This is a genomic window from Nocardioides anomalus (assembly GCF_011046535.1).
Taxonomy (GTDB): domain Bacteria; phylum Actinomycetota; class Actinomycetes; order Propionibacteriales; family Nocardioidaceae; genus Nocardioides; species Nocardioides anomalus.
Genome location: NZ_CP049257.1, coordinates 1,442,766 through 1,457,914, shown reverse-complemented (window position 1 = coordinate 1,457,914; position 15,149 = coordinate 1,442,766). Strand labels below are relative to the sequence as shown.

12 protein-coding genes and 1 tRNA gene are annotated in these 15,149 nt (G+C 71.6%); 2 read left to right on the top strand and 11 right to left on the bottom strand.

The features are described 5' to 3' along the window. Positions 1 to 5 precede the first annotated feature (5 nt). From G5V58_RS07425 to G5V58_RS07415, 3 genes are all read right to left on the bottom strand, one after another. Complete coding sequence (locus G5V58_RS07425) at positions 6 to 1,355, bottom strand: ABC transporter permease subunit (RefSeq protein WP_230487154.1); 1,350 nt, start codon at positions 1,353 to 1,355, stop codon at positions 6 to 8. 181 nt (positions 1,356 to 1,536) lie between these two features. After that, positions 1,537 to 2,076 carry an ANTAR domain-containing response regulator gene (locus G5V58_RS07420; RefSeq protein ID WP_165238759.1) on the bottom strand — a complete coding sequence of 180 codons (540 nt, stop codon included), beginning with the start codon at positions 2,074 to 2,076 and terminating at the stop codon, positions 1,537 to 1,539. Between the two features lie 79 nt (positions 2,077 to 2,155). After that, positions 2,156 to 2,356: a hypothetical protein gene (locus G5V58_RS07415; RefSeq protein WP_165230521.1), complete on the bottom strand. Its 201-nt coding sequence runs from the start codon at positions 2,354 to 2,356 to the stop codon at positions 2,156 to 2,158. 81 nt (positions 2,357 to 2,437) lie between these two features. Between G5V58_RS07415 and G5V58_RS07410 the strand changes: the two genes are divergently transcribed. Then, positions 2,438 to 2,514: transfer RNA gene (locus G5V58_RS07410), tRNA-Leu, on the top strand. Between the two features lie 23 nt (positions 2,515 to 2,537). On the opposite strand, the gene pyk is transcribed toward G5V58_RS07410, so the two are convergent. The 8 genes from pyk to trpC all read right to left on the bottom strand — a co-directional run bounded on the left by pyk (position 2,538) and on the right by trpC (position 14,695). Beyond that, positions 2,538 to 4,016 (bottom strand): pyruvate kinase, encoded by a 1,479-nt coding sequence (gene pyk / locus G5V58_RS07405; protein WP_165230518.1) that lies wholly within the window; start codon positions 4,014 to 4,016, stop codon positions 2,538 to 2,540. A 110-nt stretch (positions 4,017 to 4,126) separates the two neighbouring features. Next, entirely contained in the window at positions 4,127 to 5,593 is a 1,467-nt protein-coding gene (locus tag G5V58_RS07400) for a glutamate synthase subunit beta (RefSeq protein WP_165230515.1), read from the bottom strand. 30 nt (positions 5,594 to 5,623) lie between these two features. Further along, the gene (gltB, locus tag G5V58_RS07395; protein WP_165230512.1) at positions 5,624 to 10,183 is read right to left on the bottom strand and encodes a glutamate synthase large subunit; all 4,560 of its coding nucleotides are present in this window, start codon (positions 10,181 to 10,183) and stop codon (positions 5,624 to 5,626) included. Between the two features lie 128 nt (positions 10,184 to 10,311). Next, entirely contained in the window at positions 10,312 to 11,277 is a 966-nt protein-coding gene (lgt, locus tag G5V58_RS07390; RefSeq protein WP_165230509.1) for a prolipoprotein diacylglyceryl transferase, read from the bottom strand. Next, entirely contained in the window at positions 11,274 to 11,876 is a 603-nt protein-coding gene (locus tag G5V58_RS07385; RefSeq protein WP_165230506.1) for an SCO family protein, read from the bottom strand. Before G5V58_RS07385 ends, lgt begins: the two co-directional genes overlap by 4 nt. Beyond that, on the bottom strand, positions 11,869 to 12,666 hold the full coding sequence (gene trpA / locus G5V58_RS07380; RefSeq protein WP_165230503.1) for a tryptophan synthase subunit alpha: 798 nt from the start codon (positions 12,664 to 12,666) through the stop codon (positions 11,869 to 11,871). The genes G5V58_RS07385 and trpA overlap by 8 nt, the downstream gene beginning before the upstream one ends. Next, positions 12,663 to 13,820, bottom strand: coding sequence for a tryptophan synthase subunit beta (gene trpB, locus G5V58_RS07375; RefSeq protein WP_230487335.1), 1,158 nt, complete (start codon positions 13,818 to 13,820; stop codon positions 12,663 to 12,665). Before trpB ends, trpA begins: the two co-directional genes overlap by 4 nt. Positions 13,821 to 13,912: 92 nt before the next feature. Next, positions 13,913 to 14,695: an indole-3-glycerol phosphate synthase TrpC gene (gene trpC, locus G5V58_RS07370; RefSeq protein WP_165230500.1), complete on the bottom strand. Its 783-nt coding sequence runs from the start codon at positions 14,693 to 14,695 to the stop codon at positions 13,913 to 13,915. Positions 14,696 to 14,809: 114 nt separating this feature from the next. On the opposite strand from trpC, the gene G5V58_RS07365 reads away from it, so the two are divergent. After that, positions 14,810 to 15,139 (top strand): DUF4190 domain-containing protein, encoded by a 330-nt coding sequence (locus G5V58_RS07365; protein ID WP_165230497.1) that lies wholly within the window; start codon positions 14,810 to 14,812, stop codon positions 15,137 to 15,139. Positions 15,140 to 15,149 lie beyond the last annotated feature (10 nt).

The window sequence follows — 15,149 nt, the reverse complement described above, 5'->3', positions numbered from 1 at the left end:
CCCTTCTACCCGACCCGCTGGGCCCGGCCGAGCAGACCTTGCGGTCGCACCAGCAGGAGCAGGATGAGGATGAGCAGTGCGGCGGCGTACTTGAAGTCGCCGGGGATCACCAGCGGCGACAGCTCCACCACCAGGCCGATCACCAGCGAGCCCAGCAGGGCGCCGAACGCCGTGCCGAGACCGCCGAGGGTGACCGAGGCGAACAGCAGCAGCAGGATCTGCAGGCCGGTGTCCCACTTGATGCCGTTGACGACCAGCGCGTAGAGGATGCCGGAGAGGCCCGCGAGCCCCATCGCGAGCGTCCAGACCAGGCGGATCACCTTGTCGGTGTCGATGCCGGAGGCCTGCGCCAGCGCCGGGTTGTCGGAGACCGCGCGGGTCGCGCGACCGATCCGGGTCCGCAGCAGGCCGTAGCCCACGGCGAGCAGGACCACGATCGAGATGCCCATCGCGGCCAGGGACCGGTCGGTGATGAGGACCGGGCCGAAGGTGCGCACCGTGGCGTTGTCGACCACCACGCGCTTGGTGGCGGCGCCGACGAAGAACTGGAAGGCGTACTGCATGGCCAGCGAGAGCCCGATGGTCACGATCATCAGCTGGGTCAGCCCCAGCCCGCGGCGGCGCAGCGGTTGCCAGATCACCCGGTCCTGGGCGTAGCCCGAGGCCGCGCAGATCAGCACCACCCCGATGCCACCGATCAGCAGCGGCAGCCCGGCCACGTTGACCAGGCCGTAGCCGACCATGCCGCCGAGCGTCACCTGCTCGGCGTGGGCGAAGTTGGACAGGCCGGTCGTGCCGTAGATCAGGCTCAGCCCGATGCTGGCCAGGGCGAGCAGCAGGCCGAGGCGGATGCCGTTGACCGCCGACTGGAGGAACTCGTCGAGCTTGCTGGTCGAGTCGTCGAAGCCGGCCGCGCGGACCGTCAGGGTGGCGGCGTACGACTTTCCGAGGGTGACCCCGTTGACCTTGAGCGCCCCGTCGGGGCCCTCGAGCGCGGTGTTGGCCGGCGGCCGGAGCTCCGAGCCCTTCGGCAGGGTGTCCGGGTCGACGCCGACGAGGTAGTCACCCGGCTCGGTGACGGTGAAGCTGAACTTGCCGTCCTCGGCGGTGGTCTGGGTCTCGCTGGAGCCGTCGGGCTTGGTCAGGATGACGTCGACGTCGGCGATCGGGTCCGTGCGGCTGCCCATGGTGCCCGCGATGCACGCGCTCTCGTCCGCCTTCGGCAGGCAGAGCTCGAGGGCGTGCGCGGACCTGCTGGAGAACAGCAGGAGGAGCGGGGCCACCAGCATGAACAGGCCGAGGACGGCGACGGCTCGAGCGAGCAGACCTCGCTCGAGCAGGCTCGTTCGGTCCAACAAAATGGGTCCTCCTCCCCATCGCACCCGGCTGGATGCTGCCCGGCAGTCTAGGGGTGGGCACGTCGAATCGCGCCACCCCAGCGATGCGGGTCGGCGTAGTTGACCAGACCGTGACCCGGGCGTCACACACCGGGGGGGCCCGCTGGCCCTGCCGCGCGTCTCGCGGGTCGGTGCTCGGTCAGCGTTGGGCGAGCCCCGGGCCGTGCTCCACGACGCCGTCGGCGACCTGGCGCATCGAGAGGCGCAGGTCCATCGCGGTCTTCTGGATCCAGCGGAACGCCTCGGGCTCGGACAGGCTCAGCTGCTCCATGAGCAGGCTCTTGGCCCGCTCGACCGCCTTGCGCGTCTCGAGCCGCTCGGTGAGGTCCTTGACCTCCTGCTCGAGCTGGCCCAGCTCCGCGAACCGGCTCAGCGCCATCTCGATCGCGGGCACCAGGTCGGCCTGGGTGAACGGCTTGACCAGGTAGGCCATCGCGCCGGCGTCGCGCGCCCGCTCGACCAGGTCGCGCTGGCTGAACGCCGTCAGGATCACCACCGGCGCGATCCGCTGCGCCGCGATCTGCTCGGCCGCCGCGATGCCGTCCAGGACCGGCATCTTCACGTCGAGGATGACCAGGTCCGGGCGGTGCTGCTCGGCCAGCTCGACCGCCGTGGCCCCGTCGCCGGCCTGGCCCACGACGTCGTAGCCCTCGTCGGTGAGCATCTCGGCCAGGTCCATGCGGATGAGGACCTCGTCCTCGGCCACCACGACCGTCCGCGCCCTGCCCTCCCCCGCCTGCTGCGTCACGCGCCACAGGCTAACGGGATCCGAGCGCCTCCCCGACCGGCGGCTGAGCGGCGGACACCTCGACACCCTGTGCGCGCGCCAGCAGGAACTGCTCGACCTCGGCGCGCTCGACCCGGGCGCGGGCACACGCGGTCGCGGCCCCGCGCGCGTTGGCGAGCGCCTGCTCGTGGCTGGCCACCGCCCAGCGCCACACCGTGCGTCCCGAGAGCATGCGCCAAACTGTAGTGAATTGGTCGACTTCTGCCAAGGGCGGGTGACCGACCGCACTCCGGTAACCTCGGTCGGCGGTTGCGCCCCGATAGACCAACCGGCAGAGTCAATGAGCTCAAACCTCATCCAGTGTGGGTTCGAATCCCACTCGGGGCACCACCCGCCACCGGCCCGTCGGCCGCCTAGGCCTTGGGCGGCTCCGGGCGGCGGTAGGCCGGGGCCACCTCGTGGATGGCGTCGCCCATGCGGTGCACGCGCAGCGCGTTGGTCGAGCCGGGAATGCCGGGGGGCGCGCCGGCGACGATGACGACCAGGTCGCCCTCCTCGACGCGGCCGATGTCGAGCAGCTGCTCGTCGACCTGGCGCACCATCTCGTCGGTGTGCTCGACCTCGGCGGTCTTGAAGGTCTCGACGCCCCAGGTCAGCGCCAGTTGGGAGCGGGTCCGGCCGTCGGGGGTGAAGGCCAGGACGGGGATCGGGCTGCGCAGGCGGGCCATGCGGCGGGCCGAGTCGCCGGACTGGGTGAACGCGACGACGTACTTGGCGTCGATGCGCTCGGCGACCTCGCCGGCGGCCTTGGTGATGACGCCGCTCTTGGTGTGCGGGTCCCACTGCAGGGCGCGCAGGGTGCCGACCTCGCGCTGCTCGAGGGCGTGGCGCTCGGTGGCCTGGACGATGCGGGCCATGGTCTCGACGGTGTGGATGGGGTACTCCCCCACGCTGGTCTCGCCGGAGAGCATCACGGCGTCGGCGCCGTCGAGGATGGCGTTGGCGACGTCGGAGGCCTCGGCGCGCGTCGGGGTCGGGTTGCCGATCATCGACTCGAGCATCTGGGTGGCCACGATGACGGGCTTGGCGTTGAGGCGGGCCTTGTCGATGATCGTCTTCTGCAGGAAGGGCACCTCCTCCATCGCGCACTCCACGCCGAGGTCGCCGCGGGCGACCATGAAGCCGTCGAAGGCCGCGATGATCTCGTCGAGCTTCTCGATGGCCTGCGGCTTCTCGATCTTGGCGATGACGGGGATGTGGATCCCCTCCTCCTCCATCACCCGGCGCACGTCCTCGACGTCCGCCGCGCTGCGCACGAAGCTCAGCGCGATGAAGTCGACGGTCAGGTGCAGCGCGAAGCGCAGGTCCTCGATGTCCTTGTCCGACAATGCCGGCACGGACACGGCGACACCGGGCAGGTTGATGCCCTTGTGGTTGCTGACCTTGCCGCCGACCAGCACCTCGGTGACCACGTCGGTGCCGTCGACCACGTCGGTGACCCGGAGCCGGACCTTGCCGTCGTCGATGAGGATCGGGTCGCCCTTGGCCACGTCGCCCGCGAGCCCCTTGTACGTCGTACCGGCGATCTCGCCGTCGCCGTCGACGTCACGCGTGGTGATCGTCCACACCTGGCCGCGCCGCAGCTCGACCGGACCGCCGGAGAACTTCTCCAGGCGGATCTTCGGCCCCTGCAGGTCGGCCACGATGGCCACGCCGTGGCCGCTCGTGTCGGAGGCCTGGCGGACCAGCCGGTAGTTCTCCGCGTGGTCCTCGTGGCTGCCGTGGCTCATGTTCAGCCGGGCCACGTCCATGCCGGCGTACACCAGCTCCTTGATCCGCCGCTCCCCCGCCACCGCGGGCCCCAGCGTGCAGACGATCTTCGCTCTTCTCACGCGGCCCAAGGGTAGTGGGCTTTGGATCGATCAAACAGGCAGAATGCGGCTCGATCAGGGGCGAATTGCTCCCGAGTCTGATCAATGGCGCGGACGGGGTCCGCGCGTGCTCAGACGACCAGCGGGCGCTCGGTCGGCTTGATCGGGTAGGGCAGCGTGGTCGAGCCGGTGAGGTACTCGTCCACGGCGGAGGCCGCGGCGCGGCCCTCGGCGATGGCCCAGACGATGAGGCTCTGGCCGCGGCCGGCGTCGCCGGCGACGAAGACGCCGCTGACCGAGGTCATGTACGCCGTGTCGCGCACGATGTTGCCGCGCTCGTCGAGGTCGACGCCGAGCTGCTCGACCAACCCGGGCTGCTCGGGGCCGACGAAGCCCATCGCGAAGAGCACCAGCTGGGCGGGGATCTCGCGCTCGGAGCCCTCGACCTCCTCGAACCGGCCGTTCTCGAAGCGGACCTCGACCAGCCGCAGTGCGGAGACGTGCCCGTCCTCGTCGCCGAGGAACTCCTGGGTCGAGACCGAGTAGACGCGGTCGCCGGCCTCCTCGTGGGCCGAGGAGACCCGGAAGGTCATGGGGTACGTCGGCCACGGCTGTCCGGCGGGCCGCTGGTCCGGGGGCTCGGGCATGATCTCGAGCTGGGTGACGGAGCGGGCGCCCTGGCGGGTGGCGGTGCCGAGGCAGTCGGCGCCGGTGTCGCCGCCGCCGATGATGACGACGTCCTTGTCGGTGGCCAGGACCTGCCCCTCCACCTCCTCGCCCAGGGCGGTGCGGTTGGACTGCGGGAGGTAGTCCATGGCCTGGTGGATGCCGTCCAGGTCACGGCCGGGGATCGAGAGGTCGCGCGGGGCGGTGGCGCCGACGGCGAGCACGACGGCGTCGTAGCGGTCGCGCAGGGAGTCGGCGGTCAGCTCGGAGCCGACGTCGACGCCGGCGCGGAAGACCGTGCCCTCGCGGCGCATCTGGTCCAGGCGCCGGTCGAGGTGCTTCTTCTCCATCTTGAACTCGGGGATGCCGTAGCGCAGCAGCCCGCCGATCTTGTCGGAGCGCTCGTAGACCGCGACGGTGTGACCGGCCCGGGTCAGCTGCTGGGCGGCGGCCAGGCCGGCGGGGCCGGAGCCGACCACCGCGACCGTGCGGCCCGAGAGCCACTCGGGCGGCTGGGGGCGGACGTAGCCGCTCTCCCAGGCGCGGTCGATGATCGAGACCTCGACGTTCTTGATCGTCACCGGGTCCTGGTTGATGCCGAGCACACAGGCGGTCTCGCACGGCGCCGGGCACAGCCGGCCGGTGAACTCCGGGAAGTTGTTGGTGGCGTGCAGGCGCTCGATCGCACCTTCCCAGTCGTCGCGCCAGACCAGGTCGTTCCACTCGGGGATGATGTTGCCGAGCGGGCAGCCCTGGTGGCAGAACGGGATGCCGCAGTCCATGCAGCGCCCGGCCTGGGTGGAGATGATCGGCAGCAGCGCGCGCCCGACCCCGTCGGGGTAGACCTCGGCCCAGTCCTGCACGCGCTCCTCGACCGGGCGGCGCTGCGCGACCTCGCGGTCGTACTTCAAGAAGCCCTTGGGGTCAGCCATCAGGCACAGCCCTCCCTCATCGTGCAGCGATCACCCATGGAGGGCCTCCATCATCGCGGTCGCGACCTCGCCCTCGGACTTGCCCTCGGCCTCGGCCTTGGCCTTGGCCTCGAGCACCGTGCGGTAGTCGGTGGGCATGACCTCGGTGAAGCGCGACAGCGCGGCGGGCCAGTCGGCCAGCAGCGCCTCGGCCACCTCGGAGCCGGTCTCCTCGGCGTGGTCGCGGACGAGCTGCTCGAGCTCGAGCGCGGCCTCGCCCTCGACCGGGCCGAGCTCGACGAGCTCCTTGTTCACGCGGTGCTCCTTGAGGTCGAGCACCCAGGCCACGCCGCCGGACATGCCGGCGCCGAAGTTGCGACCGGTCTTGCCGAGCACGACCACGCGGCCGCCGGTCATGTACTCGCACGCGTGGTCGCCGACGCCCTCGGTGACGGCCCACGCGCCGGAGTTGCGGACGGCGAACCGCTCCCCCACCCCACCGCGGATGTGGATGCGACCCGAGGTGGCGCCGTAGGCGATGACGTTGCCGGCGATGATCTGCTCGTCGGCCCGGAACGTCGCGGCCCGGTCGGGACGCACGACGATCCGACCGCCGGACAGCCCCTTGCCGACGTAGTCGTTGGCGTCGCCCTCGAGCCGCAGCGTGATGCCGCGCGGCACGAACGCGCCGAAGGACTGCCCGGCTGAGCCCAGGAAGGTCAGGTCGATGGTGCCCTCGGGGAGCCCCTCGCCGCCGTGGGCCTTGGTCACCTCGTGGCCCAGGATCGTGCCGACGGTGCGGTTGACGTTGCGGATCGCGACCTGCGCCCGCACCGGCTCGCCCCGCTCGATCGCCGGCCGGCACAGCGGCACCAGCTCGGTGACGTCGAGGGACTTCTCCAGGCCGTGGTCCTGCTTCTTGGTCTGGCGCACGTCCTGGCCGGGGAACGCCGAGAGGTCCGGCTCGTGCAGGATCGGCGAGAGGTCGAGGCCTGCGGCCTTCCAGTGGTTCACCGCGTCGACCATGTCCAGCGCGGACACCTGGCCGATGGCCTCGTCGAGCGAGCGGAAGCCGAGCTCGGCCAGCAGCTCGCGCACCTCCTCGGCGATGAACTCGAAGAAGTTGACGACGTACTCCGCCTGGCCGGCGTACCGCTCGCGCAGGACGGGGTTCTGCGTGGCGACGCCCACCGGGCAGGTGTCGAGGTGGCAGACCCGCATCATGATGCAGCCCGAGACCACGAGCGGGGCGGTGGCGAAGCCGTACTCCTCGGCGCCGAGCAGCGCGGCCACGACCACGTCGCGGCCGGTCTTGAGCTGGCCGTCGGTCTGCACCACGATCCGGTCGCGCAGCCCGTTGAGCAGCAGGGTCTGCTGGGTCTCGGCCAGGCCGAGCTCCCAGGGACCGCCGGCGTGCTTCAGCGAGGTGAGCGGCGAGGCGCCGGTGCCGCCGTCGTGGCCCGAGATGAGCACCACGTCGGCGTGCGCCTTGGACACGCCCGTGGCCACCGTGCCCACGCCGACCTCGGCCACCAGCTTGACGTGCACGCGGGCCGACGGGTTGGCGTTCTTGAGGTCGTGGATCAGCTGCGCCAGGTCCTCGATGGAGTAGATGTCGTGGTGCGGCGGCGGGCTGATCAGGCCGACGCCCGGCGTGGAGTGCCGGGTCCGGGCTACCCACGGGTAGACCTTGTGGCCGGGCAGCTGGCCGCCCTCGCCAGGCTTGGCGCCCTGGGCCATCTTGATCTGGATGTCGTCGGCGTGCGTGAGGTACTCCGACGTCACGCCGAAGCGGCCGGAGGCGACCTGCTTGATCGCCGAGCGCCGCTCGGGGTCGAGGAGCCGGTCGGCGTCCTCGCCGCCCTCACCGGTGTTGGACTTCGCGCCCAGCCGGTTCATGGCGATGGCGAGGGTCTCGTGCGCCTCCTTGGAGATGGAGCCGTAGGACATCGCGCCGGTGGAGAAGCGCTTGACGATGTCCGAGACCGGCTCGACCTCGTCCAGCGGGACCGGGTCGCGCCCGGTGACCTCCGCGCCCTTGAACTTGAACAGCCCGCGCAGCGTCATCAGCCGCTGGGCCTGCTCGTCGACCCGCGAGGTGTACTGCTTGAACACGTCGTAGCGACCGGTGCGCGTGGAGTGCTGGAGCCGGAAGACGGTCTCGGGGTCGAACAGGTGCGGCTCGCCCTCGCGGCGCCACTGGTACTCCCCGCCGATGGACAGCTCGCGGTGCGACGGCGCGATCCCGCCGCGGGGGTACGCCGTGCGGTGGCGTCGGGCGACCTCCTCGGCGATGACGTCGAGGTCGATGCCGCCGAGCTTGGAGGTGGTGCCGGTGAAGTAGCGGTCCACGACCTGCTGGGACAGCCCGAGCGCCTCGAAGATCTGGGCGCCGGTGTAGGAGGCGACGGTCGAGACGCCCATCTTGGACATCACCTTGAGCACGCCCTTGCCGAGCGCCTTGATGAGGTTCTTGACCGCGACCTCGGGCTCGGCCTTGACGTAGTGGGCCTCGCGGGCGAGGTCCTCGACCGACTCCATGGCGAGGTAGGGGTTGACCGCGGCCGCGCCGTACCCGATGAGCAGCGCGACGTGGTGCACCTCGCGGACGTCGCCGGCCTCGACCAGCAGCCCGACCTGCGTGCGGGTCTTCTCGCGGACCAGGTGGTGGTGGACCGCGCCGGTGAGCAGCAGCGACGGGATCGGCGCCAGCTCCTGGGTCGAGTGCCGGTCGGACAGCACGATGATGCGCGCGCCGTCGGCGATGGCCTGGCTGACCTCGGCGCACAGCTCGTCGATGCGGGCCGCCAGGGCGGTGCCGCCGCCCTCGACGTCGTACAGGCCGCGCACCACGTGGGTCTGGAAGCCCGGCATGTCGCCGTCGCGGTTGATGTGGCGGATCTTGGCCAGGTCGTCGTTGGAGAAGACCGGGAACGGGAGCACGATCTGGCGGCAGGAGGCCGGCTGCGGCTCGAGCAGGTTGGCCTCGGGGCCGATCGAGCCCTGCAGCGAGGTGACCAGCTCCTCGCGGATGGCGTCCAGCGGCGGATTGGTCACCTGGGCGAACAGCTGCGCGAAGTAGTCGAACAGCAGCCGCGGCTTGTCGCTCAGCGCCGCGATGGGGGTGTCGGTGCCCATCGAGCCGATCGGCTCGGCGCCGACGTTGGCCATCGGCGTGAGCAGGACCCGCAGCTCCTCCTCGGTGTAGCCGAAGATCTGCTGGCGGCGGGTGACCGAGGCGTGGGTGTGGACGATGTGCTCGCGGTCGGGGATGTCGTTGAGGTGCACCTGGCCGGCGTGCAGCCACTCCTCGTAGGGGTTCTCCGCGGCGAGCCCGGACTTGACCTCGTCGTCCTCGATGATGCGGTGCTCGGAGGTGTCGACCAGGAACATCCGGCCCGGCTGCAGCCGGCCCTTTCGCACCACGGTGGCGGGGTCGAGGTCGAGCACGCCGACCTCGGAGGCCAGGACGACGAGCCCGTCGTCGGTGACCCAGTAGCGGCTCGGGCGCAGGCCGTTGCGGTCCAGGACCGCGCCGATCTGGTCGCCGTCGGTGAACACGACGCAGGCCGGGCCGTCCCAGGGCTCCATCAGGTTGGAGTGGAACTCGTAGAACGCGCGCCGGGCGGCGTCCATCTCGCCGTGGTTCTCCCAGGCCTCCGGGATCATCATCAGCACGGCGTGCGGCAGCGAGCGGCCGCCCATGTGGAGCAGCTCGAGGACCTCGTCGAAGGACGCGGAGTCCGACGCGCCGGGGGTGCAGATCGGGTAGAGCCGCTCCAGGTCGCCCGGGATCAGGTCGGAGGCGAGCAGCGCCTCGCGGGCGCGCATCCAGTTGCGGTTGCCCATCACGGTGTTGATCTCGCCGTTGTGGGCGATGAACCGGAACGGGTGCGACAGCGGCCAGCTCGGGAAGGTGTTGGTCGAGAAGCGGGAGTGCACGACCGCGAGGGCCGAGGTCATCCGCTGGTCGCGCAGGTCGGGGAAGACCTCGTCGAGCTGCGCCGGGGTGAGCATCCCCTTGTAGACCAGGGTCCGCGAGGACAGCGACGGGAAGTAGGCGTCGGTCTCCTTCTCCGAGCGCCGGCGCAGGCAGTAGGCCAGCCGCTCGAGGGCCATGCCGGTGAGGCGCTGGCCGGAGGCGGTGACGAAGAGCTGGGCGAACGACGGCATCACCGCGTGAGCGGTCTTGCCCAGCGAGGACGGGTCGACCGGCACGTCGCGCCAGCCGAGCACGTCGAGGTGCTCCTCGGCCGCGATCTCCTCGATCCGGCGCTTGGTCTTGGCCACCTCCTCCTCGTCGCCGGGCAGGAAGGCGGTGCCGACGGCGTACGAGCGGGGCGGCGGGAGCTCGAAGCCGGCCTCGGCGCTCACCGCGCGCAGGAACGCGTCCGGGACCTGCAGCAGGATGCCGGCGCCGTCACCGGAGTTGGGCTCGGCCCCGGCGGCGCCGCGGTGGTCGAGGTTGAGCAGCGCGGTGACGCCCTTGCGCACGATGTCGTGGCTGGCCTCGCCGGTGAGCGTCGCCACGAAGGCCACGCCGCAGGCGTCCTTCTCGTGGCGCGGGTCGTAGAGCCCCTGGGGCGGGGGGAAGGCGTGCTGGTAGGGCATCCTTCGTCTCCCGTCGTCGTGAGGTGGGCGGGGCCCACCTGGTGCATGCGGATCGAGCAGTGGCACTGCTGTGCCGAGGAACTGCGTGCAGGGGACGACATTGGCCCTGAGCTACGTCCGGGAGCCTATCAAGCAGAGGGACCCGGACCCGCACGTGTTTCCGGGTCGTGAACAGCCCGGCCCTCCACCGTCTCGCCGTCCGGGCGCGGCGGGGTCACGTCGACCGGCTCACCGGTGGGGGGCTCGTCGCCCCGGCCGTCGTGCCCCTCGACGTACACCGACTCCTCGCGGCCCGGCCACAGCCGCAGGCTGACCACGAAGTAGATCGCCGCGACGACGAACAGCACGATCGAGGTCCAGACGTTGAAGCGCAGCCCGCCCACGTCGCTGAGCTCGACGGTGTCGATGCGCAGCATCTCGATCCAGCCGCGGCCGAGTGTGTAGCCCATGACGTAGAGCGCGAGCATCCGGCCGTGCCCGATCCTGAAGCGCCGGTCGAGGGCCAGGAGCACGCCGAAGACGCCGAGGTCCCACAGGCACTCGTAGAGGAACGTCGGGTGGAACGTCGTCTGGTCCTCGTAGCCGGGCGGCCGGTGCTGCGGATCGATCTCGAGCGCCCACGGCAGGTCGGTGGGCTTGCCGAAGAGCTCCTGGTTGAACCAGTTGCCCCAGCGGCCCAGCGCCTGGGCGACCAGCAGGCCGGGGGCGAGGATGTCGACCATCGGCGCGATCCGCATCCCGCGGCGGTGGGCGGCGATCATCGCCCCCACGGCGCCCAGGAAGATCGAGCCCCAGATGCCGAGGCCGCCCTTCCAGACGTAGAGGATCTGCCACGGGTTGCCGTCGGCGCCGAAGTAGCGCTCGTGGTCGGTGGCCACGTGGTAGAGCCGGCCGCCGACCAGGCCGAAGGGCACCGCCCACACGGCCAGGTCCTGGATCTCCCCCGCGCGACCACCGCGGGCCGCCCAGCGGCGCTCGCCGATCCAGATCGAGGCGACGATGCCGAGGATGATGGCCAGGGCGTAGCCCCGGATCGGGACCGGCCCGAGGTGCCAGACGCCGTTGGACGGGCTCGGGATGAAGAGCGGGATCACGGCTTCCCCAGGAGGGTGTGGATGTCCTGGGCGAACTGCGCCGAGGACGTGGTCGCACCCCAGTAGATCGGGGCCTGGTCGTCGCTGTCGATCCCCGTGACCTGGGTGGTGTGCGCGTCGGACTGGTAGCTGCCGTCGGGCTGCTTGGTCCCCAGCGCGGCCGCGACCGAGCCCGCGACGTCCTCGAGCTGCTCCAGCGAGCCCGTGACGCCGATGAAGCTCTGGTCGTAGCGGTCGACGTACTGCCGGATGACCTGAGGGGTGTCGTAGGCCGGGTCGGTGGTCGCGAAGACCACGTCGACCTGCTTGCGGTCGGAGTCGCTGAGCCGCGTCATCGCCGAGGCCAGGTTGGCCATCACCGCCGGGCACACGTCGTCACAGCGGGTGTAGCCGAAGAAGAGCAGCGTGAGCCGCTTGTCGGTGTCCTTGGTCAGGGAGTACGGCGTGCCGTCGGTCGTCTGCAGCTCGTCGCCGGCCACGTCGAAGGGCGGGTCGAGCACGCTGCCGTGCAGCTCGCCGGCCTGGACGTCGTCGCCGCCGCACGCACCGAGCAGGAGGAGCAGAGCTAGCAGGACCGGGGCGAGGACCCTCCTAACCACGCCGGACACCGGCGGCGAGGTCCTCGGTGAGGTCGCGCAGCGCGCGCAGCCCGGCCGCGCGGTCGTCGGGGTGGTCGAGCAGGGTGCGCACGAAGGCCGAGCCGACGATCACCGCGTCGGCGTACGCCGCGATCTCGGCCGCCTGGTCGCCGTTGCTGACCCCCAGCCCGACGCCGACCGGCAGGTCGGTGGCCTGCTTGGTGCGCCGCACCAGCGGCTCGGCCAGGTCGCTGGTCGTCGACCGGGCGCCGGTGACGCCCATGACCGCAGTGGCGTAGACGAAGCCGCGGCAGGCGGCCGTGGTCATGGCGATCCGCTCCTCGGTCGAGGACGGCGCGACGAGGTAGACCTTGTCGAGGTCGTGAGCGTCCGCGGCGGCCGGCCAGAGCGGGTCGGCGTCGGGCGTCAGGTCGGGGGTGATGAGACCCGATCCCCCGGCGGCGGCGAGGTCGCGCGCGAAGCGGTCCACGCCGTAGCGCTCGACGGGGTTCCAGTAGGTCATGACCACGGTGGGCACGCCGGTCGCGGCGACCGCCTCCACGGTGGTGAACACGTCGCGGACCCGGAAGCCGCGCTCCAGGGCCTGCTGGGCGGCGGCCTGCACGGTGGGGCCGTCCATCACCGGGTCGCTGTAGGGCAACCCGACCTCGATGGCGTCACAACCGGCCTCGACCATGGCCGTGAGCGCCTCGACGCCGCCGGCCACGTCGGGGAAGCCCGCCGGGAGGTAGCCGAGCAGGACCGCACGGTCCTCGGCGCGGGCCTTCGCGAAGGCCTCGGTGGTGCTCACAGCTGTTCGACCGTCTTCTGGCCCAGGCCGAACCACTCGCGCGCGGTCTCCATGTCCTTGTCGCCGCGACCGGAGAGGTTGACGATGACCAGGCCGTCCGGGCCGAGCTCGCGGGCCACGTCGTAGGCGCCGGCCAGGGCGTGCGCGGACTCGATGGCCGCGATGATCCCCTCGGTGCGGGCCAGCACGGCCAGCGCGTCCATGGCCTGGGCGTCGGTGATCGGCAAGTAGTCGGCGCGCCCGCTCTTGGCCAGGTGGGCGTGCTGCGGCCCGACGCCGGGGTAGTCGAGGCCGGCCGAGATCGAGTGCGACTCGATGGTCTGCCCGTCCTCGTCCTGCAGCACGAAGGTCCGCGCGCCGTGCAGCACCCCGGAGTCGCCGGCGTGGATGGTGGCGGCGTGCCGGCCGGTCTCCACACCGTCGCCGCCGGGCTCGAAGCCGTAGATGCGCACGTCCCGGTCGCCCAGGAACGCGGTGAACAGCCCGATCGCGTTGGAGCCGCCGCCGACGCAGGCCGCGACGGCGTCGGGCAGCCGGCCGGTCAGCTCGAGGCACTGGGCCCGGGCCTCGTCACCGATGCCGCGGGTGAAGTCACGGACCATGCTGGGGAACGGGTGCGGGCCGGCGGCGGTGCCGAAGAGGTACGCCGTGTGGTCGACGCTGGCCACCCACTCGCGCAGCGCCTCGTTGATGGCGTCCTTGAGTGTGGCGCTGCCGGACTCGACCGGGACCACCTTGGCGCCCAGCAGCTCCATGCGGGCCACGTTGAGGGCCTGGCGGCGGGTGTCGACCGCGCCCATGTAGACGGTGCAGTCGAGCCCGAAGTACGCCGCCGCGGTCGCGCTGGCCACGCCGTGCTGACCGGCGCCGGTCTCGGCGATGACGCGGCTCTTGCCCATCCGCTTGGTCAGCAGGGCCTGGCCCAGCACGTTGCGGATCTTGTGGGCGCCGGTGTGGTTGAGGTCCTCGCGCTTGAGCAGGATCCGCGCGCCGCCGATCCGCTCGGTGAGGCGGGAGGCGTCGTAGAGCAGGCTCGGGGTGCCGGCGTACTCGCGCGAGATGGTCTCGAAGTCGTGCACGAACGTCGGGTCGGCCATCGCGTCGCGGTAGGCCTGGGTGAGCTCGTCGAGCGCGGCCACGAGGGCCTCGGGCATGAACCGGCCCCCGAAGTCGCCGAACCAGCCCTGCTCGTCGGCGTCCCAGCTGCTCACGTCTCCGGTGGTCGTGGGGGGTGTCACGTCGGTGCTCACGCCTGCACTCCTGTCATCGCACGGACCGCGGCCTCGGGGTCGCCGTCCTTGACCAGCGCCTCGCCCACGAGGACCGCGCGTGCACCCTCGGCGACGTGGCGCTTGACGTCCACGGGTCCGAAGATGCCCGACTCGGCCACCTTGACCCGGTCGTCGGGGATCTGCGGAGCGAGCCGGCCGAAGGCGTCCTGGTCGACCGCGAGGGTCTTGAGGTCGCGGGCGTTGACGCCCACCAGCTCGGCGCCGAGCGCGACGGCCCGCTCGGTCTCGGCCTCGTCGTGGACCTCGACCAGCACGGTCAGCCCCAGCTCGCGGGCCTGGTCGTGCAGGCTCCTCAGCGCGTCGTCGTCCAGGGCGGCCACGATGAGCAGGACCAGGTCGGCGCCGGCGGCCCGGGCCTCGAGCACCTGGTAGGGCTCGACCACGAAGTCCTTGCGCAGCAGCGGGGTGTCCACGGCCGCGCGCACGGCGCGCAGGTCGGCGAGGCTGCCCCCGAAGCGGCGCTGCTCGGTGAGCACGCTGATCGCGGCGGCCCCGCCGGCGGCGTACTGCCGGGCCAGGGCGGCCGGGTCCGCGATGTCGGCGAGGTCGCCCTTGCTGGGGCTGCGCCGCTTGACCTCGGCGATGACGCTCGAGCCCTCGGCGCGGAACGCCGGCATGGGGTCGCGCGGCGGGTCCACGTCGGCCAGCGCCGCCCGGAGGTCGGCCTCGCTGACCGCGGCACGCCGCGGTCCGAGGTCCTCGCGCACGCCGGCGACGATGTCGTCGAGCACGGACATGCGGGACTCCTCTGGTGTGGACAGGCGTCCCCCAGTCTCTCACCCACGTTTAGGGCGGCCCCCCGGCGGTAGGGTCCCCGAGACGAACTCGGCCTCTCTGCGAAGGAGCTCCCGTTGAGCTACGACAACCCTCCCCCGCCGCCCCCGCCCCAGTACGGCGCGCCCGTGCCCGGCGCCGTGCCCGCCGGCACCAACAAGAAGGCGATCTGGTCGCTGGTGCTCGGCATCGTCGGCCTGCTGTGCTGCGGCTTCATCGCCGGCATCCCGGCGATCATCCTGGCCAACATGGCCAAGAAGGAGATCCCGGCGCGCGGACAGGGCGGCAACGGCCTGGCCACCGCCGGCCTGGTCCTCGGCGTGATCGCGGTCGTGTGGAGCGTGATCAACCTGATCCTGGCGCTGTCCGGGAACGGGATCTACGACTTCGAGTTCAACAGCAACTGACCTGCCACCG